The 19,262-nt window shown below is 44.3% G+C and carries 15 protein-coding genes; 3 read left to right on the top strand and 12 right to left on the bottom strand.

Going from position 1 to position 19,262, the window contains the following annotated elements; all coding sequences use genetic code 11:
• The first annotated feature begins 343 nt into the window (after nucleotides 1–343).
• On the top strand, nucleotides 344–661 hold the full coding sequence (rplU, locus tag CIK88_RS09970) for a 50S ribosomal protein L21 (protein ID WP_094390232.1): 318 nt from the start codon (nucleotides 344–346) through the stop codon (nucleotides 659–661).
• An 18-nt stretch (nucleotides 662–679) separates the two neighbouring features.
• On the top strand, nucleotides 680–937 hold the full coding sequence (gene rpmA / locus CIK88_RS09975; protein WP_094390231.1) for a 50S ribosomal protein L27: 258 nt from the start codon (nucleotides 680–682) through the stop codon (nucleotides 935–937).
• 293 nt (nucleotides 938–1,230) lie between these two features.
• Here rpmA and CIK88_RS09980 read toward each other — a convergent pair whose 3' ends face one another.
• The 12 genes from CIK88_RS09980 to CIK88_RS10035 form a co-directional block, all read right to left on the bottom strand.
• Nucleotides 1,231–1,935 carry a tetratricopeptide repeat protein gene (locus CIK88_RS09980; RefSeq protein WP_094436211.1) on the bottom strand — a complete coding sequence of 235 codons (705 nt, stop codon included), beginning with the start codon at nucleotides 1,933–1,935 and terminating at the stop codon, nucleotides 1,231–1,233.
• Nucleotides 1,905–2,966, bottom strand: coding sequence for a 3-isopropylmalate dehydrogenase (leuB, locus tag CIK88_RS09985; RefSeq protein ID WP_094390229.1), 1,062 nt, complete (start codon nucleotides 2,964–2,966; stop codon nucleotides 1,905–1,907). The genes CIK88_RS09980 and leuB overlap by 31 nt, the downstream gene beginning before the upstream one ends.
• A 13-nt stretch (nucleotides 2,967–2,979) precedes the next feature.
• Entirely contained in the window at nucleotides 2,980–4,542 is a 1,563-nt protein-coding gene (locus CIK88_RS09990; RefSeq protein ID WP_094390228.1) for an alpha-isopropylmalate synthase regulatory domain-containing protein, read from the bottom strand.
• Entirely contained in the window at nucleotides 4,521–5,117 is a 597-nt protein-coding gene (leuD, locus tag CIK88_RS09995; protein ID WP_094436213.1) for a 3-isopropylmalate dehydratase small subunit, read from the bottom strand. The genes CIK88_RS09990 and leuD overlap by 22 nt, the downstream gene beginning before the upstream one ends.
• Before the next feature lie 24 nt (nucleotides 5,118–5,141).
• Nucleotides 5,142–6,518 (bottom strand): 3-isopropylmalate dehydratase large subunit, encoded by a 1,377-nt coding sequence (leuC, locus tag CIK88_RS10000; protein WP_094390226.1) that lies wholly within the window; start codon nucleotides 6,516–6,518, stop codon nucleotides 5,142–5,144.
• Complete coding sequence (locus CIK88_RS10005) at nucleotides 6,515–8,014, bottom strand: 2-isopropylmalate synthase (protein ID WP_094390225.1); 1,500 nt, start codon at nucleotides 8,012–8,014, stop codon at nucleotides 6,515–6,517. The genes leuC and CIK88_RS10005 overlap by 4 nt, the downstream gene beginning before the upstream one ends.
• 662 nt (nucleotides 8,015–8,676) lie before the next feature.
• Nucleotides 8,677–9,945 carry an NADH:ubiquinone reductase (Na(+)-transporting) subunit F gene (gene nqrF, locus CIK88_RS10010; protein WP_173815126.1) on the bottom strand — a complete coding sequence of 423 codons (1,269 nt, stop codon included), beginning with the start codon at nucleotides 9,943–9,945 and terminating at the stop codon, nucleotides 8,677–8,679.
• A gap of 21 nt (nucleotides 9,946–9,966) precedes the next feature.
• On the bottom strand, nucleotides 9,967–10,593 hold the full coding sequence (gene nqrE / locus CIK88_RS10015; protein ID WP_094390223.1) for an NADH:ubiquinone reductase (Na(+)-transporting) subunit E: 627 nt from the start codon (nucleotides 10,591–10,593) through the stop codon (nucleotides 9,967–9,969).
• A gap of 3 nt (nucleotides 10,594–10,596) precedes the next feature.
• On the bottom strand, nucleotides 10,597–11,220 hold the full coding sequence (locus CIK88_RS10020) for an NADH:ubiquinone reductase (Na(+)-transporting) subunit D (protein WP_094390222.1): 624 nt from the start codon (nucleotides 11,218–11,220) through the stop codon (nucleotides 10,597–10,599).
• Nucleotides 11,221–11,225: 5 nt separating this feature from the next.
• Nucleotides 11,226–11,903 carry an FMN-binding protein gene (locus CIK88_RS10025; protein WP_094436215.1) on the bottom strand — a complete coding sequence of 226 codons (678 nt, stop codon included), beginning with the start codon at nucleotides 11,901–11,903 and terminating at the stop codon, nucleotides 11,226–11,228.
• Between the two features lie 20 nt (nucleotides 11,904–11,923).
• Entirely contained in the window at nucleotides 11,924–13,078 is a 1,155-nt protein-coding gene (locus CIK88_RS10030; protein ID WP_094436217.1) for an NADH:ubiquinone reductase (Na(+)-transporting) subunit B, read from the bottom strand.
• Between the two features lie 10 nt (nucleotides 13,079–13,088).
• Complete coding sequence (locus CIK88_RS10035) at nucleotides 13,089–14,432, bottom strand: Na(+)-translocating NADH-quinone reductase subunit A (protein WP_094436219.1); 1,344 nt, start codon at nucleotides 14,430–14,432, stop codon at nucleotides 13,089–13,091.
• A gap of 198 nt (nucleotides 14,433–14,630) precedes the next feature.
• Here CIK88_RS10035 and CIK88_RS10040 point away from each other — a divergent pair, with 198 nt between their 5' ends.
• Entirely contained in the window at nucleotides 14,631–19,154 is a 4,524-nt protein-coding gene (locus tag CIK88_RS10040; RefSeq protein WP_144269601.1) for a translocation/assembly module TamB domain-containing protein, read from the top strand.
• The last annotated feature ends 108 nt before the right edge of the window (nucleotides 19,155–19,262 follow it).

Raw genomic sequence — 19,262 nt, forward strand, 5'->3', positions numbered from 1 at the left:
TATCGTTTGAAAGTTATATATAATAGTTTTATTATATATTGTGTGGGCACACAATATAATACTTCTGAAAAATTCTTTAGAAATGTTTTTGATTTCAAAAAAAATATATTACCTTTGCATCAGTTATCCTGAAAACAATCTTTTTACCTTAAAAGAGAGCTAATACCTATTGAAGATTGAAGCGATTGCCTGTGAGGGTCATCGCTTTATTTTTTTTATTATAAATTTGGTTGTCTCATAAAAAATTCGTAACTTTGCGCCCGATTTAGTCCGTTTTGGCTCGGTAAAGTCACAACACGGTGTTGTGCGCCAGTCGGAAAAACCCGTTTATAACATTTAAATAATGTACGCAATTGTAGAAATTAACGGTCAGCAGTTCAAAGCCGAAGAAGGCAAAAAGCTCTTCGTGAACCACATGAAAGAGGCTGAAGCCGGCAAGACTGTTGAGTTTGACAAGGTACTGCTTGTCGACAAAGAAGGTTCAGTACAGGTAGGTGCACCCACCGTAAGCGGTGCTAAAGTAGTATGTGAAGTGATCAATCCCCTTGTTAAGGGTGAGAAGGTTATCGTTTTCAAGATGAAGCGTCGTAAGGACTCTCGCAAAAAGAACGGTCACCGTCAGCAGTTCACTCAAGTAGAAGTTAAATCAGTAATCGCTTAAACGTAGGAGGAACAAGAAATGGCACATAAAAAAGGTGTAGGTAGTTCTAAGAACGGCCGTGAGTCTGCATCACAGCGACTCGGCATTAAGATTTTCGGTGGCCAGAAGGTTGTTGCAGGCAACATTATTGTTCGCCAGCGTGGCTCTAAGCACAACCCCGGCAACAATGTTGGTATGGGTAAGGACGATACTTTGTTCGCTCTCGTTGACGGAACTGTTCAGTTCCACAAAGGAAAGCGTGACAAGAGCGTTGTTTCAGTAATCCCCGAAGCATAACGCCGAACAAGAAAAAAAATACTCCAAACAAACAATAGAATCCCAAATCTCTCACGAGGTTTGGGATTTCTACTTTTTAAAGGCTGTGGAGGTTAAAGGTTACGAACCTTATGAAGCTGCAAACGTATGCACTTTTACCCTGATACGTGGGGGTAAATGGTATATAGTTGCCTAAATGGTTTATAATTCTAACGATAAATATTCAAGTATTCCGTTGAAGAAGAGCGACTACAAAAAAAAACAAGAACCTATGGAGTAGAGTTTCTGTATTGTTTTATTTATAAAATGTGAACTTACTTGTTTTTTGCTTTTTTAAGTCTATTATAGAAAGGATGGAGCAATGAAGTTGCGACTCCCCTACCCGACAATTTGTCTAGTTCAGTTTTGGCTCGATTGTTTTTGCCAGATATGATGAGTAAGTCAATATACGACAACGCATAGTCTATGTTGGCAGGCTTTCTTTTAATCGCTTCTTCCCAGTCGTATAATGCTATTTCATATAGTTTCAGTTCTGCTTCATAAGAAGCTCGTGCCACATACACTTCCGGATCCTCCGGATGCTGTTCTACCACAATATTTAGTTGTTCCAGTGCCTCTTTTCTTCTTCCAGATGACTGGAACATATAAGCAAGTCCAAGTCTTGCTTCTTTATTAGTAGGAACGTTGGCAAGAACGGTTTCGTAATCGTTTTTTGCCAAATCATAGCGTCTGAGATGCATGTACGCGTATGCGCGATAATATAGAGCCGATAAGTTTTTTGATTCGTACCGAAGTATGAGTGTATATTCATCAACGGCATATTCCCATTGTTGCAGTTCGAGATTGACTGCAGCTTTTCTTAAGTGTAAATCGGTATTATATGGAGAAAGTTCAATCTTTCGGTTTAGCGAATTGAGTGAATCACGCCATTGCTGATTGTTCGTCTGTGAGAAAGTCACAGACGAACAAATCATCAATAGAGTAATAATCAAGCTTTTTTGATATAATCTACAATCCATGCTCCCACTTCTTTTGTTCCGTAAGCCTTGCCACCTTCAACTTGAATTTCTGGGGTTCTTACATTGGCGTCTAACGATGCGTTGACAGCCTCTCGTATCAATGCGCCTTCTTTGTTGAGTCCGAAATGTTCAAGCAACATTGCAGCCGATAGGATTTCTGCTAATGGATTGGCGAGGTTTTTACCTGCAGCCTGTGGCCATGAGCCGTGCACAGGTTCGAAGAGTGGTGTATGTTCACCGAGTGATGAAGATGGCTGTAATCCCATAGATCCTGTGATACAACTGGTCTCATCTGTAAGGATATCGCCAAATGTATTTTCTGTAACGACAACATCGAAGAAGCGTGGTTCTGTCAGCACACGCATTGAAGCGTTATCGATAAACATATAGTCGGTGTTGACATCAGGATACTGGGGTTCCATTTCCTTAGCAATCTGTCTCCAGAGTCGTGAACTTGCCAGCACATTGGCTTTATCTACAACGGTGAGGTGCTTTCTACGTTTCTGTGCTGTTTCGAAAGCTACTTTGAGTATTCTCTCAATTTCAGGTCTTGTATAGATGTCGGTATCGTAAGCCTTGTCATTATCCTGATATTTCTCTCCGAAATACATACCTCCTGTGAGCTCTCTGATAACTACGAAATCTGCACCTTTAAGTAATTCGTCTTTTAGTGGGCTTTTATGAAGCAGACAATCGAAGGTGGCAACAGGTCGTACATTGGCAAAGAGTCCGAGTTTTTTACGCATAGCCAAGAGTCCCTGTTCTGGGCGCACTTTTGCTGTGGGGTCGTTATCAAATCTCAGGTCGCCTACTGCAGCAAAGAGCACAGCGTCAGCATTCATACATACTTCGTGTGTTTCATCGGGATATGGATTGCCTACAGCATCAATGGCATGTGCTCCGCAGAGTGCTTCTTGATAAGTGAATTCATGTCCGAATTTGTCGGCAATGACATCCATGACCGCAACACCTTGTTTCATAATTTCCGGTCCGATACCGTCACCGGGTAATACAGCGATTTTGAGTTTCATTGTGATATTGTTTTTATTGTTCGTTTTCTATGATGTTCAACATTTTAAAGGTTGCCTTAATAGCAGCTTCAGTTTGGTCGGCATCAAGTCCTCTGGTTCTTAACACACCTTGTCCATGTTGCCATGTAATGACGGTCTGTACGAGTGCATCCGTTCGTCCTCCAGGCGGTATCGTAACCGCATAGTTAGCCAACAATGGAAATGTTCTGCCTAGATATTTCTTATAGATATATCTGAGTGCCTTGACAAACGCATCGTACTGACCGTCTCCTGTGGCACCGGCTTCATATTGTTTACCATTGATTTCCACTTTTACATTGGCTCCTGGTTTTAGTCCGTATGCTGTAGATACAACATAGCTTACGAGTTTTACCTTATCTTCCGGAGCGTCGTGTTTCAGTACGTCAGATACGATGTACGGCAAGTCTTCCTGTGTGACAATCTCTTTTTTGTCTCCAAGCTCTGTAATGCGTTGTGTCACACGCTTGGTTTGTTCTGGTGTGAGTTCAAGTCCCAGTTCTTCGAGGTTTCTGGCAATATTAGCCTTTCCGCTGTTTTTTCCCAGCGCATATTCCCTTTTTCGTCCGAATCTCTCTGGTACGAGATCATTATAGTAGAGCTTGTCTTTCGAGTCACCGTCAGCATGTACTCCAGCCACTTGTGTGAAGACGTTTTCTCCCACGATGGGTTGGTTTGGAGCAACAGCAATACCGCTATATCCTTCCACCAATCTACTAATGCCGTTGAGCTGTTCTTCGTTGATATTTGTTCTGGCATGAAATTGGTCTTTGAGTATCGCCTGTACGCTTGCTAATGGTGCGTTTCCGCATCTCTCACCGAGTCCGTTGACGGTAACATGAAGTCCCTTTGCCCCGCTGAGTACAGCAGCCAACGAGTTTGATACTGCAAGATCGTAGTCATTATGTGCATGGAAATCGAAATGGCATTGTGGGTATCTCTTTATCATCTTTCTGAAATACTCAATGACTTGAAGCGGATTCATCACACCCAATGTATCAGGCAACAGGAATCTTTTTATTCCACTATTGCAGAGCGCGTCCATGATCTGATAGACATACTCTGGTGAATCTTTCATACCATTTGACCAGTCTTCAAGATAGAGATTTACAGCAATGCCTTTTTCTTCTGCATATTTCAGCGATGCCTTGATATCTTCAAGATGCTCTTCTGGAGATTTTCGCAGTTGGTGTGTGCAATGTTTCAGCGAACCTTTTGCTAAAAGGTTGATGACCTTTCCTCCACAGTCGTTAATCCAGTCAATAGAAAGTCCGCCATCTACAAAACCTAACACTTCAACACGTTCGAGCATACCGATATTTCTTGCATATCTGCAAATCATGCTGACCGCCTCTTTTTCGCCTTCTGATACGCGAGCCGATGCCACTTCAATACGATCCACATTAACTCCATGCAGCAACATTCTTGCTATCATAAGTTTCTCATGAGGAACGAATGAAACGCCATTGGTCTGTTCTCCATCTCTTAGGGTGGAGTCCATGATTTCTATGACTGGCAGTTGTCTTGTATTGGCATTTATGCGTTCTGCTGTTCCCATTGTTCGATTTTGTCCTTGTTTTGAATCAGGAAATCGATATCATCGAGTCCATTGACAAGACAATGTTTTTTATATCCGTTAATATCAAAGGTTTCCTGTCGTCCTGTCGCCTTATTGGTGACGGTTTGTTCTGGCAAATTGACCTCAACTTCAGTTTTGGGATTGTTTTTAATGCTGTCAAAGAGTTCTGCCAAGAAGTCTTCGCTGACTACTACAGGGAGAACGAAGTTATTGAGCTCATTGTTTTTGTGGATGTCAGCAAAAAAGGAGCTGATGACCACTCTGAATCCGTATCCAGCGATGGCCCATGCAGCATGTTCACGACTAGAACCTGAACCGAAGTTTTTTCCTGCCACGAGTATGCATCCGCTGTAGGTAGGATTGTTGAGCACAAAATCTTTATTTACCGTTCCGTCTGCGTTATACCTCCAGTCGCGAAAAAGGTTGTCGCCAAAGAAACTTTCTTCTCTGGTAGTGGCTTTGAGGAAGCGTGCTGGAATGATTTGGTCTGTGTCCACATTTTCCAAAGGAAGTGGCACACAGGTAGATGTTATGATGTTGAATTTCTGTTTCATTTTCAATATGTTGGATATGCGTGATTAAAGCAACTCTCTAGGGTCTGTTATTTTACCGGTTACGGCAGCAGCTGCTGCTACCAATGGTGAGCAGAGTATGGTACGGCTACCTGGTCCCTGTCGTCCTTCAAAGTTGCGGTTTGATGTAGATACGCTGTATTTTCCTGCAGGCACTTTATCATCGTTCATGGCCAGACAGGCAGAACATCCAGGTTGTCTGATTTCAAATCCTGCCTCTTCAAGAATCTTATCGATACCTTCTTCGCGAATTTGCTGATCTACGGCCCAACTTCCTGGCACGAGCCATGCCACTACCCTTTCACATTTCTTACGTCCTTTGGCGATAGATGCGAAAGCTCTGAAGTCTTCTATGCGACCATTAGTACAAGCTCCAAGGAATACATAGTCTATTTCCTTGCCAAGGAGTTTCTCTCCTGCTTTGAATCCCATATAATCGAGTGATTTCTGGAATCCAGCGCCTTCACCTTGTGGTATGGCTTCGGTAATTCCGATTCCCATTCCTGGGTTTGTACCATAGGTAATGCGCGGTTCTATATCTTTTGCGTCGAATACGAGTTCCTTGTCGAAAACAGCGTCATCACCGCTTTTTAGCGTTTTCCAATAAGCCACAGCTTTGTCCCATGCTTCACCCTTAGGTGCAAACTCACGACCTTTGATGTATTCGAAGGTTGTTTCGTCAGGTGCAACAAATCCACCACGTGCGCCCATCTCTATCGACAGGTTGCAGAGTGTCAGTCGGCCTTCCATAGAGAGGTTTTTTACTACATCTCCCGCATATTCTACAAAATAACCTGTAGCACCAGAAGTAGTAAGCTGGCTCATGAGATAGAGTGCCACATCTTTTGCGGTTACCCCTTTCTGCAGTTTTCCATTAATACTGATGCGCATAGACTTAGGTTTCTGCTGAAGAATACATTCCGATGCCATTACCATCTCCACTTCCGATGTTCCAATACCGAAAGCTACCGCTCCCATTGCACCATGTGTAGAGGTATGAGAGTCTCCACATACAATAGTCATTCCGGGCAGAGAGAGTCCCTTCTCAGGACCTACAACGTGGATGATACCATTGTCTTTCGACATCATGGCATAGTGGGTCAAACCAAATTCCTTCGCATTCTGCGCCAACGTGCTTACCTGTTTTGCAGAAACAGGATCTTCTATGGGTTTATCCTGATCGTGTGTTGGTGTGTTATGGTCTGGCATACAATATATATGGTCTGGACGGAAACATTTCAATCCTCTTGCACGCATGCCGTCAAAAGCCTGTGGCGAGGTCACCTCATGGCAGTAGAGTCTGTCGATATAAAGTTGTGTTGGACCATCAGGCAGTTGCTGAACTACGTGTTTGTCCCAAATTTTGTCGAAAAGTGTGTTCATTTCTTCTTAAACTTGTTTATACAGTCAATATATGCTTCAACCGAAGCGGTTACGATATCAGTGTTGGCACCGAATCCATAATAAATACTTCCTTCATATTCCACCTGCATGTGAACCTTGCCCACATCATCGGATCCCTTTGAGATGGCCTGGATGGTAAACTCCTTCAAGGTCATCTGTTTCATAATGATTTTCTTCAGCGCCTTGATAGCAGCGTCAACAGGACCGTTGCCTGATGCAGCAGCTTCAAATTTCTGATTGCTGATGTCAAGTCCAATAGAGGCAACACTCTTGACGCCCTTTCCTGTGGTTACCTGCAAGAAATCGAGTTTCACAGCATGGGCCTCTGCGGTATCGGCACCAGCCAACATGAGCACATCGGCATCGTTGACCTCCTTCTTCTGATCGGCCAGAATCAGGAACTTTTCATAAATTTTATCGAGTTTCTGCTCATCAACCTCCACACCATTCACGTTCAGACGATGCTTCAACGCTGCGCGTCCACTTCGTGCGGTCAGCACGATAGCATTGTCGTCGATACCCACATCCTTGGGATTGATGATTTCATAGGTCTGCACGTTTTTTAGCACCCCATCCTGATGGATTCCGCTAGAATGAGCAAAAGCATTACGACCCACAATGGCCTTGTTGGGTTGTACGGGCATGTTCATCAAGCTCGATACCATGCGACTGGTGGGATAGATCTTTGTGGTATTGATATTGGTTTCGATATCCAGACCTTTATGACATTTCAAAATCATGGCAATTTCTTCGAGCGAAGTATTTCCGGCTCGTTCACCAATTCCATTGATGGTCACCTCTACCTGTCGAGCACCACCCAACACACCGCTAAGCGTGTTGGCTGTTGCCATGCCTAAGTCGTTGTGGCAATGTGTAGAGATAATAGCACGGTCAATACCGTCAACATGTTCTTTCAGGTACTTAATTTTCTCGAAATACTCCTGAGGCAGACAGTAACCCGTCGTGTCTGGGATATTGACCACGGTAGCACCTGCTTTAATGACAGCTTCTACCACGCGAGCCAGATATTCATTTTCGGTGCGTCCTGCATCTTCACAGTAGAACTCTACGTCTTCTACATATTTCTTTGCATATTTCACAGCAGCCACACCACGTTCGATAATTTCTTCTCGTGTGGAATTAAATTTGTATTTAATGTGCGAGTCCGATGTACCAATACCAGTATGGATACGCTTGTGTTTCGCATATTTCAATGCATCTGCAGCTACATCAATATCTTTCTGCACAGCACGTGTTAGGGCACAGATGGTAGGCCATGTCACGGCTTTCGATATTTCAATCACACTATTGAAGTCGCCTGGACTGCTAACGGGGAATCCTGCTTCAATCACATCAACTCCAAGTTGTTCAAGAGCTTTTGCCACCTGTATTTTTTCAACGGTGTTCAACTGACATCCTGGAACCTGCTCGCCATCGCGGAGGGTTGTGTCGAAGATAAATAATCTGTCACTCATATTCTTTCTTGTTGTTTAATTTCTTTCAATTCTTAATAAAAAGTGCCTTTCACACTGTTGGAAGCGAGAAAGGCACCTTTGTATTTTCATATTTCAACTACATACACGTCTTACCACTTCCAACCGTTTGGCGCAGTCGGATAATAATAATACCGCTAAGTAGATTCATACTATTCATATCGTTTTCTATTTTGACCGCAAAGTTACACATTTTTGTTTAATTCTCCAAATAAACCATCACTTTTTTATCTAAAAATCTAATAAAACAAAGATAAATACGACACAAGACAAACAAAACGAAAGTAATTGTGGTGAAAAAACTATTAAACTGCAACCTGTTACCCTACCCCAACTTTTATATTGAAATAGGTGGATGATGAATGGTGCAGAATGATGCATGAGTTGATTCATATAATCACCTTTCTTACAGCATGGGAACATTATATCAAGTTTTCAAACTTTCGGGATGCCTTCGGGATGTCTTCGGGTTCAAAGCAGTCATTCATACATAATATCATATTTCAAGACTGAGACCAGGTGTTCAACTCAAATAATACCTCATCGAAATATTAACTTTCATATTCTAAAAAATATCCGCAATGGAGAATACTCATTGCGGATATTGATGATTATACAGTAGATGTCTGCAACAGTCTGTTGCATTATCCACCAAAGTTATCGTACATGATGCTCTCAGACTCTACACCCAGAGAATCGAGCATAGCCACTACGGCTTTCGACATGGGACCAGGACCACACATGTAGTATTCAATATCCTCTGGTGCCTCGTGGTCCTTCAGGTAGGTATTGTACATGACCTGATGAACGAATCCTGCGGTGTATTTCACGCCAGCAGCATCGGCTGCTGGGTCTGGGCGGTCGAGAGCCAGATGGAAATGGAAGTTGGGGAATTCCTTTTCCAGTCCATGGAAATCGTCGAGGTAGAACACCTCGTTGAGTGCACGTGCGCCATAGAAATAATGCATCTCGCGATCGGTAGTGTGCAATGTTTTGGTCATGTGCATGATCTGTGCACGCAACGGAGCCATACCTGCACCACCGCCAACCCATATCATTTCCTTCTTGCTGTCGAAATGTGGATGGAAATCACCGAAAGGACCACTCATAATAACCTTGTCGCCTGGTTTAAGAGAGAAGATGTAAGACGAAGCAATACCTGGATTCACATCCATAAATCCACTGCGATCTGGTTTGAATGGAGGAGTTGCAATACGTACGGTCAACATGAAGACATCACCTTCTGCAGGATAGTTCGCCATAGAATAGGCACGGATGGTGGGTTCGGGGTTCTTACACTTCAAGGGGAAGAGACCAAACTTCTGCCAAGCCGGCAGATATTCATCACCAATAAGCGCCTTGTCGAAATCCTTGTCGTAGTCGATGCAGTCAAATGCAGGAATCTTGATTTGAGCGTAAGAACCTGGAAGGAAGTCCATATGGGCACCCTTAGGCAGTTGCACTTTAAATTCCTTGATAAACGTAGCAACGTTCTTATTTGAAATCACGGTGCACTCATATTCCTTCACACCAAGGATGCTCTCGTCAACATGGATGTTAAGGTCACCCTTCACCTTACATTGACATCCCAGACGCCAATGGTTTTTGATTTCCTTTCGGGTGAAATGAGGTTTCTCGCTATCGAGAATCTCACCACCACCTTCCAGAACCTGTACCTTACATTGTCCGCAAGAGGCTTTACCGCCACAGGCAGAAGGCAGGAAGATACCATTCTCGTTGAGCGTAGCCATCAGGTTGTTGCCTTGTGGCACGTTAATGGTACGGTCGCCATTAATAGTAATGTTGACATTACCGCTTGGACTCAAGAATTTCTTGGCCACAAGCAGAATAATTACCAGCAGGAGGATTACCAAGAGGAACACCCCTATACTGTATGCTATAAATTCTGTCATAATGTTACTTGTCTGCTAAAGTTAAATATTGAGTCCACTGAAACACATCATCGCCATAGCCATCAGGCCTACGGTAATGAAGACGATACCGAGACCCTGAAGGGGACGAGGCACGTCGCTGTATTGCATCTTCTCGCGGATAGCACCCAAGGCAACAATTGCCAAGGTCCAACCGATACCAGAACCAAGTCCATAGACCACAGCATCACCTACGCTGGTGATGGCTTGTGAATTGGTGGCATCGAGCAGAATACGCTGTTGCATGAAGAGCGAAGCACCCATGATGGCACAATTGACCGCAATCAGCGGAAGGAAAATACCCAGCGCAGAATAGAGTGATGGACTGAAGCGTTCTACAGCCATTTCTACCAACTGCACAATACCGGCAATAACGGCAATGAAGAGGATGAAGGACAGATAGCTCAGGTCAACACCTTCGGCAAGACAGTTGGGACCAAGTACGCAGGTCTGCAACAGATAGTTGACAGGTACGGTAACTACAAGTACAAAGGTAACAGCAAGTCCGAGGCCAAGAGATGTTTTGACAGTCTTCGACACGGCAAGGTACGAACACATGCCGAGGAAGAAGGCGAATATCATATTATCTACGAATATCGACCGGAAGAATAAACTTATTGCATGTTCCATATCTTATTTCTCCTTTATAAAGTAAGCACGATGAATCCAGATAACACAGCCCACAAGGATAAGAGCCATGGCAGGCATGGTCATCATTCCGTTGTTGACATAACCAGCATCGTAAAGTGCCTGTGGAACGATCTGAAAACCCAGTAAAGTACCACGTCCAAGAAGTTCACGCACACCACCCACGATGACAAGGATGAGGGCATAACCCAATCCGTTGCCCACACCGTCAAGGAATGAAGGCCAGGGCTTGTTCATCATGGCAAATGCCTCAAGGCGACCCATGAGGATACAGTTGGTGATAATCAGACCGACATAGACGCTAAGTTCTACACTAACATCATAGGCAAATGCTTTAAGCACCTGTGACACGATAGTCACGAGGGCAGCCACCACTACCAGTTGCACGACGATACGGATACGTGTAGGAATGGTGTTGCGAATGATAGAAATAATCACATTGGCAAACGCGGTAATTACCGTCACGGCCAAACCCATCACAATGGCCGGTTTGAGTTGTGAGGTGACGGCCAAAGCCGAACAGATACCAAGCACCTGACCGAGAATAGGGTTGTCAAGGCTGATGGGGTTTGTCAATACCTCTTTGTTTTGTTTACTGAATAATGACATGGCTGTTACTCTTTTACTTCAACAGAATCACTTGGAAGAGTGACAGACTGCTTTCCGAAGAGCTTGTCTGCACGCTTGCAAGCATCCAACAAATCTTTTTTCAACATGGCGTCAACACCATCAGAGGTCAAGGTAGCACCAGTCACCACGTCAACCTGACAGGAACTGTCTTCTACCTTCTTCACGATAGAGAGGGCTACGTCATGGCCTTTCTCGTCGGCAAAGACACGCTTGCCGATGAATTTCTCCTGCCAAGCCTTAGATTCTTTGATTTCGGCTCCCAGACCAGCTGTTTCACTTTCGTGATTGAAATAAACGCCATAAACGGTAGTGGGTTGTCCGTGAAGGGCAATATATCCACTGATGCCGCCCCACAGTCCCATGCCTTTCATGCTGACCACGAGGATGGGTTCGCCATCAACTTCACATTGGTAGAATATCTGACCGTTGTCTTCTTTCTCATCCTTCACTACCTCATTGTAGCGGGCTTCTGCCTCTGCACCATCAAGGTTACGGATGTTGAGCGAATATAGAATCTGTTTCTTCACATCGAGCTCAACATTAGCATCCTGCATGGGTTTGAGTGCCTTGAATACAAAGGCCAGCACAAAAGCCACGATGACAACAAGCACAGTACTATATATAATAATGTACGTGTTTGAGTTTGTATTTAATTTGCTCATTTGTTTTCTCTTTAATGATTTTACTTAGCACGTTTCATGCGCTTGCTGACATTGCGCTCCACGATGAAATGGTCGATGGTGGGAGCAATCATATTACCGAAGAAGATGGCGAGCATCATACCTTCCGGATAACCGGCATTCATCACACGGATGATGACAGCCATGGCTCCTATCAGGAAACCGTAGATGTATTTACCTCCTTCAGTACGACATGAGGTGACAGGGTCGGTGGCCATGAAGACAGCACCAAAGGCGAAACCACCCAACAGGAACTGTTCGTACCACATCATCTGGGTCATGCCGAGCGACTGGAAGAGTAATGCCATCAGGCCACCTCCTACAAACACACTCACCATGGTTCTCCATGAAGCGATACCAGCCCACAGTAGGATTACCGCACCAATAGCGATGGCGACAACAGATGTTTCGCCGATACTACCGGGAATGAAACCTAATGCCATATCAAGGAGTGAAGCATCTGGAGTTACCCCCTGGCCAATCTGACCGAGCGGAGTTGCTGCAGTAAAGGTGTCAGGCAGAGTGTTACCCAGTCCGAAGATACTGTCGCGTGCAATCCACACCTGATCACCTGTCATCTTTGACGGATAAGCAAAGAACAGGAACATACGGGCAGAAATAGCAGGGTTGAACAGGTTCATACCCGTTCCTCCGAAAATCTCTTTGCAGAAGATAACAGCAAAGGCACATGCCAACGCCAACATCCACAAGGGACAGCCTACAGGGATGATTAATGGGATGAGGATACCGCTAACGAGATAGCCTTCTTGGATTTCTTCACCTTTCCATTGTGCCCAGGCAAATTCTATACCGAGTCCGACGATATAGCTCACCAGAATCTTTGGAAGGACCACAAGGGCACCATATACAAAGATTTCAAGGAAACTGGCTGTTGCCAAGGTTCCTGCGGCGAGATAGTTTTGATAACCCACATTATACATACCAAACAGTAAAGCTGGCAACAAGGCGATGACCACCATACTCATGATGCGCTTAGAATCGATGGCATCATGGATGTTCACACCCGTGCGTGCTGTGGTGTTTGGCACATAGAGGAAAGTCTCAAATCCATCGAACACGCTACGGAAGGCATGGAGCTTTCCATCGGGTTCGAAATGAGGCTTAACTTTATTGAGATAATTTCTTAATGCACTCATATTAATATTGTTATGTGTTTTCTTTACGTAAAATATTTAAGCCTTCACGAACAATACGTTGCAGTTCGAGCTTGGAAGAATCAACAAACTCAGCCAATGCAAAATCTTCAGGACTTACCTCATAAATGCCCAATTGCTCTTGACGGTCAATATCGCCAGCAATAATCGCCTTAATCAGAAATTCCCCGTAGATGTCCATAGGAAGCACGCGATCGTATTCACCACTCATAATCATGTGACGCTCACCACCCTTTACACGTGCGTCGAGAGCATATTTCTTTTTAGGACAGAGCCATGAGAAATAGCTGCGACTGGTACTGAACTGTCCGAAACGAGGCATGATCCAACCTGCCAGCTCGTCGGCATCATCACCTTCTGGAATGACGGTAATCTCACTACTATGCGCACCAAGGAATCCCTCTTTTGTGGTGGGACATCCAGTTAGCACATTACCATTGATAATACGCACATGATGGTCGGAATCGTAACTGTTGGAAAGGAGTGTGGAAAGTTCTTCACCCACATTCATACGAACATAGGCAGGATTCTTTACCTCGCTACCACAAAGGGCAACCAAACGATGTAAATCAACACGGCCGGTCTTCAACAGACGACCGATGAAAAGTACGACGGTAGGATCTACAGTCCATACCACCTCACCCTTGTTGACTGGATCGATGTGGTTGACCTGCACACCCACATTACCGGCAGGACAAGGACCGTCGAAGACATGAGTCTCGATATCTTTGTATTTGTCGATAAACGAAGCGTTCTTACCGCAGCCCACATGTGTGGTGGCAATACGTGAAAGGGCTGTAAGTCCCAACTGAAACTCCTCCTCTTCCCCCTTCACTTCTACTTCAAAGTCACACGACAGGGGTTTGTCGCGAAGCGTAGAAATGAAGATAGCCTTAGGCATAACGGTAGGATTGGTTGAAACAGCATAAGGCAACTGGTCGATATAACCAAAGAGACCTGCTTCAAGCAAAGCCTCTACCACAGCCTTTCCGTCCATCTTCGACGGATCCTTGATGCCGAAATCAACCGATACTTGCTCTTTGTCTGCCTCCACGCGGATGCAAAGCACTTTTCTACGTTCACCACGCACCACTTCGTGTACAGTACCGCTAACGGGTGAGGCGAATTTAACTTCAGGAAACTGCTTGTTTACAAACAAAGCATCCCCAGCCTTGACATGATCGCCTTCGCGTACTACCACTTTAGGAACGACACCCACGAAATCTTCAGGGACAATACCATACTGACCGTTGGATTTCAACTGGATGACTTTTCCTTCCGCTTTTCCTTGAAGGTGAATGTCCAAGCCTTTTCGTAACTTGATTACATCTGTCATTTGTTTATCTTTTTGAGAATAGTTGCTTTAATAATGACTGCAAAATTAGTAAAAATAGGTCTAATAAGCATAAATAATTCGCAAAATATTTAATATTCACAACTTTTTAATGTAATTTTGTGGCTTAAACATGTTAAATGAAAACATTTTGCAATCTCTATTTGTCAGTTTTTGACCAGTAGTAAGAACATATTGCCAGTGAAGATACTGAAATATATCCTTAAAATCACGATATGGGCGGTCATTGCTGTCTATCTGCTGACAATCCTTACGTTCTCCATCCCCAGCATACAACAATATACTGGAGAGAGAATTGCTGTTGCCATAGGCGATAAGTTGGGAACAAATGTCAAGATCGGTAGTGTCAATCCCGGATGGCTTAACAGACTCGTTGTCGATAAAATCTCTATGGATGACCAGTCGGGAAAACAGCTATTAGTCGCCAATCGTATGAGCGTGAGAATCAACCTCATCTCCCTCATTACATCGGGAAAGATTGATATTTCAACCGCACAGATTTTCGGAGGAAAAATCAGTCTCTACCAAAACAGACCTGAAGACAAACCCAATTTCCAGTTTGTGCTCGACTCACTTGCTTCCAAAGAATCGAAAAGTGATAGCAAACTCGATTTAAGGTTGGGCTCGCTCATCATGCGACGTACTACCGTCAGCTACGATAAGAACTGGATAGCAAGAAGATACGGGCAGTTTGATGTGAATCATATCAAAGTGACGGACCTCAGTTCACATATTCTAATTAAAACGCTCACAAACGACTCGCTGAATGTCATTGCCAAAAACATTTCCATGAAAGAACAGGGCGGACTGGATGTTAAGCGACTGGCATTTCAATTGGAATGTGGACGTAACCGTTGCAAGCTCAAAAGTCTTGACTTAAAACTGCCTGACACCCAGTTGGCTTTGGGAGAAATGGAAGCCGACTACCGTATAAAAGGCAAAAAGATAGACTTGGAAGCGTTAAGGTATCATGGTGAAATAAAACCATCACATATCGCGCTAAGTGACCTGAGTGCTTTTGTACCTTCCCTCAAGCAGTTCAAAGGCACCATCTCGTTTAGGTCGAAATTCAAAGGCGAGAAGGATGACTTAGACATTGAACAGCTCTTGGTAGAATCCACATCGGGAGATATTGACATCGATTGCAACGGATGGGTGAAGAATATAACAGAAAAACCCCAATGGCTTGCGCATGTCAACAATCTATCGTTGTCGGCTCAAACCATTGGTTTTATATCAGAAAACCTGAAAGGCACACGCTTTACCCCACCCGCCCCTCTGGTAAGAATGGGGGATATACAAATGCATGGTCTTGCAACAGGTACAGCGTTGGATGTCATCAAAGTACAACAACAAATCCGTACGGATGTGGGAAGTCTGAAACTGAATTTCGACAAAGAAGCTGACCAATCCTTCCAGGCAGACATCAAAACAGAGAGCATCAATCTGCAACAGCTGCTCGACGATGCTCATTTCGGACAAGTATCAGCAGATATTGCCGTGAATGGTTCGCTGGACCGTCAACATTTTCTTGTACAAGCCAAGGGAAATATAGGGCAGTTTATCTATAACGAATACCCATTTCGCAATATCAAGATTGACGCACGTTACGACAGTAAAGAAGTTGGCGGAAACCTCTCTATCGACGATCCTAATATCGGACTGGACATCTCTGGACTGTGTCAGATGAACCATAACGAACGAAACATTCAGATCAAAGCATCGATACTCAACTTCTCTCCTAAAGCCATCAACCTCTCCGACAAATGGGGTGACGCTAGATTCTTTGCCGATATATCATCTGACATCAGAGGCAGTAGGATAGACAATTCAACGGGTTCGGTGAAAATTGACAATTTCTCGATGTTGTCGTCAACAGACAGTTATGAGTTTGATCAGTTGCATATCATGACAGGATATGAAGGCGACACCCATTTCATGCGCCTCCGTAGTGACTTCGCACAGGCTGAAATCATGGGAAAGTTTGACTATAAGACCCTGACAAAGAGCTTTACCGATTTCCTCGCCAACCAACTGCCTACCCTTCCCGGCTTGCCCACAAATGGTCAGGGAACCAAGTTTGATTACAGTCAGTCAAATGGCAATACAACAGCGTATAAGAATAAACGGCAATCAGCTGCCAATAATGATTTCTCGGTTCATCTGCACATCACAAGAGGCGACTGGTTACAACGCTTGCTGAAGGTGCCTATGGCTATCCGCAAACCTGTAACGATAGATGGTTTTGTGAATGATAACACGCACACTATCAACCTGAAAGGAAGCGCTGCTGAATTTTACTTTAACGGCAATTGCTACCGTGACGCCTATGCCAATATCCATACGCCTGGCGATACTTTAGTCTGTCAGTTGGGTGTGGCAAAGATGATGGATAATGACGACCGCATCGATCTTAAACTCCAAGCCGATGCACACCATAATCAGTTGAACACCTCCCTCCATTGGAACAATCATAAGGTTGAAAAAAATATGGAAGGAACGCTTAATGCCACAACAATCTTCCATAAGACGGAAAACGGGCAACATGCGGCCAATGTTCAGATCAATCCATCGCGCATCAACATACATAATACATGGTGGAATGTTGAACCGAGCTCGATATACTATGCTCCTAAGCATGTTAGCATCAAGAATTTCACGATCAAACACGATAGCCAACACCTCGTCATAGACGGAACAGCATCACCCTCAGAGGATGACGGTATTGTGGTGAACCTCAACGACATTGACATAGAATACATCCTCGAACTGGTGAATTTCCATGCCGTAGATTTCAATGGTCATGCTACAGGACAGGTTTTGGCTCATGCCATCTTCAGCAAAAAACCTAAAGCATCGGCACAACTGGCCGTTGACGGTTTTGAGTTTGAACATGGTCGCATGGGTACGCTAAATGCCAATGTAGTATGGAACGAACAAGACCAGCAAATCGATATTCATGCCATTGCCGATGACGGACAGATCTCAAATGGTCGCGACTCTAAAACCTATATTGAAGGTTATGTTTCTCCTGTGAAGAGTTTTATAGACCTCGGCATCAGGGCGGAGAACACCAGAATAGAATTTATGCATTCGTTCACTAAGAGCTTCATCTCTCACATCGACGGATCGGCTCTGGGCGCCGTACGACTGTTTGGACCGCTGAGTACTATTAACATAGAAGGTCAACTGGTTGTCAATGGTGAAGCACATGTGAAACCGACAGGATGTACGTATTATCTTAAAAACGATACGATTAATCTTGTCCCTGACGAAATTTCCTTTGCTTCATGCTACATCTATGACAAAAACAACCAAAGAGGACTGATGACGGGTGGCATACACCACAAGCACCTCACCAACCTCACCTACGACCTCTATGTCGATGCCAACCATCTCTTGACTTATGATTTCAACGACTTCAGAGACGACACGTTCTATGGTACAGTCTATGGTACTGGTCGCGTGGGTATTCACGGACGTCCCAATGAAACGACCATCGACCTGAATATCACGCCGGAAAAGGGTTCGTCTTTTACCTATAATGTAGCGCAACCCGATGCCATCGGCAATCAGGAGTTTATCAGTTGGGTGACACATCGAGATAATGACACAAAACTCAACCAAACATCTCAGGAAGTCACGACAGACAATCCGTTGGAGGACCGTTCTGATATGCGCATCAACTTCCTTATCAACTGTACGCCGAATGCTACACTACGCTTGCTGATGGATAACCAGACAAACGATTATATCACACTCAACGGAAACGGCATCCTGCGTGCCACATGGTTTAACAAAGGCGGTTTTCAGATGTTTGGAACATACCATGTTGAACATGGAACCTACGGTGTGACCATACAGGAAATTATCAAGAAAGACTTTACCTTCCAACCTGGAGGTACTATCGTCTTTGCAGGTGACCCTTATGAAGCTACGCTGAACCTACAGGCCTTGCATGCAGTAAATGGCGTATCGTTGAGCGACCTCAACGTCGGCAAGAGTTTCTCGAATACGGTTAAAGTCAACTGCCTGATGAATATCACGGGACAACCGTCAAACCCCATAGTGGATTTCGATCTTGACATGCCGAATGTCAATACAGACGAAAAACAGATGGTTCGATCGATTATTAACGGACAAGAAGAAATGAACCAACAGGTGCTCTACCTCCTTGGCTTCGGTCGATTCTACCCACAGGGTGCGAATAATGCGGAAGCGGGGGAAACACAACAAAACCAAACGTCGCTGGCCATGCAAGGTTTGTTGTCGGGTACGCTGAGCAGTCAAATAAACACCTTGCTTAAATCAGTCATCAAAAGTAACGATTGGAGTTTTGGCGCTAATATTTCCACGGGTGACGAAGGATGGAACAATGCGGAATACGAGGGTATTGTCAGCGGTAGGATGTTCAACAACCGATTACTCCTCAACGGACAATTTGGTTACCGTGACAAAGCCAATACCGCCAACACAACATTTATTGGTGACTTTGATGTGCGCTATCTGTTGGTGCCCAACGGAAACCTTGCCTTGAAAGTGTATAATCAGACCAATGACCGCTATTTCACAAAATCAAGTCTTAACACCCAGGGACTCGGCCTGATCATCAAGAAAGATTTTAGTAACCTGCGCGATTTGTTCGGCATCAGAAAGAAAAAGGCGACAAAGGAAAAAAAGGAAAAAAAGGAGAAGAAACAATAATAGTTTCTTGTCGCTAACAGGTCAATCAATATCTACGGCGCACACAGACAATATGGTAAGATTTCTTGTTTCCTCCAAGTGCATACTGGTCGAAGATCATACTTTAAT

The sequence above is a fragment of the Prevotella sp. P5-50 genome (genome assembly GCF_002251295.1).
Classification (GTDB): domain Bacteria; phylum Bacteroidota; class Bacteroidia; order Bacteroidales; family Bacteroidaceae; genus Prevotella.

Coding starts and splice junctions, on each gene's coding strand:
- leuC (WP_094390226.1), bottom strand. CDS start 6,518: ATGAACACACTTTTCGACAAAATTTGGGACAAACACGTAGTTCAGCAA.
- CIK88_RS09980 (WP_094436211.1), bottom strand. CDS start 1,935: ATGGATTGTAGATTATATCAAAAAAGCTTGATTATTACTCTATTGATG.
- CIK88_RS10025 (WP_094436215.1), bottom strand. CDS start 11,903: ATGAGCAAATTAAATACAAACTCAAACACGTACATTATTATATATAGT.
- rpmA (WP_094390231.1), top strand. CDS start 680: ATGGCACATAAAAAAGGTGTAGGTAGTTCTAAGAACGGCCGTGAGTCT.
- leuB (WP_094390229.1), bottom strand. CDS start 2,966: ATGAAACTCAAAATCGCTGTATTACCCGGTGACGGTATCGGACCGGAA.
- nqrF (WP_173815126.1), bottom strand. CDS start 9,945: ATGACAGAATTTATAGCATACAGTATAGGGGTGTTCCTCTTGGTAATC.
- CIK88_RS10030 (WP_094436217.1), bottom strand. CDS start 13,078: ATGAGTGCATTAAGAAATTATCTCAATAAAGTTAAGCCTCATTTCGAA.
- nqrE (WP_094390223.1), bottom strand. CDS start 10,593: ATGGAACATGCAATAAGTTTATTCTTCCGGTCGATATTCGTAGATAAT.
- CIK88_RS10005 (WP_094390225.1), bottom strand. CDS start 8,014: ATGAGTGACAGATTATTTATCTTCGACACAACCCTCCGCGATGGCGAG.
- CIK88_RS10020 (WP_094390222.1), bottom strand. CDS start 11,220: ATGTCATTATTCAGTAAACAAAACAAAGAGGTATTGACAAACCCCATC.
- CIK88_RS09990 (WP_094390228.1), bottom strand. CDS start 4,542: ATGGGAACAGCAGAACGCATAAATGCCAATACAAGACAACTGCCAGTC.
- rplU (WP_094390232.1), top strand. CDS start 344: ATGTACGCAATTGTAGAAATTAACGGTCAGCAGTTCAAAGCCGAAGAA.
- leuD (WP_094436213.1), bottom strand. CDS start 5,117: ATGAAACAGAAATTCAACATCATAACATCTACCTGTGTGCCACTTCCT.
- CIK88_RS10035 (WP_094436219.1), bottom strand. CDS start 14,432: ATGACAGATGTAATCAAGTTACGAAAAGGCTTGGACATTCACCTTCAA.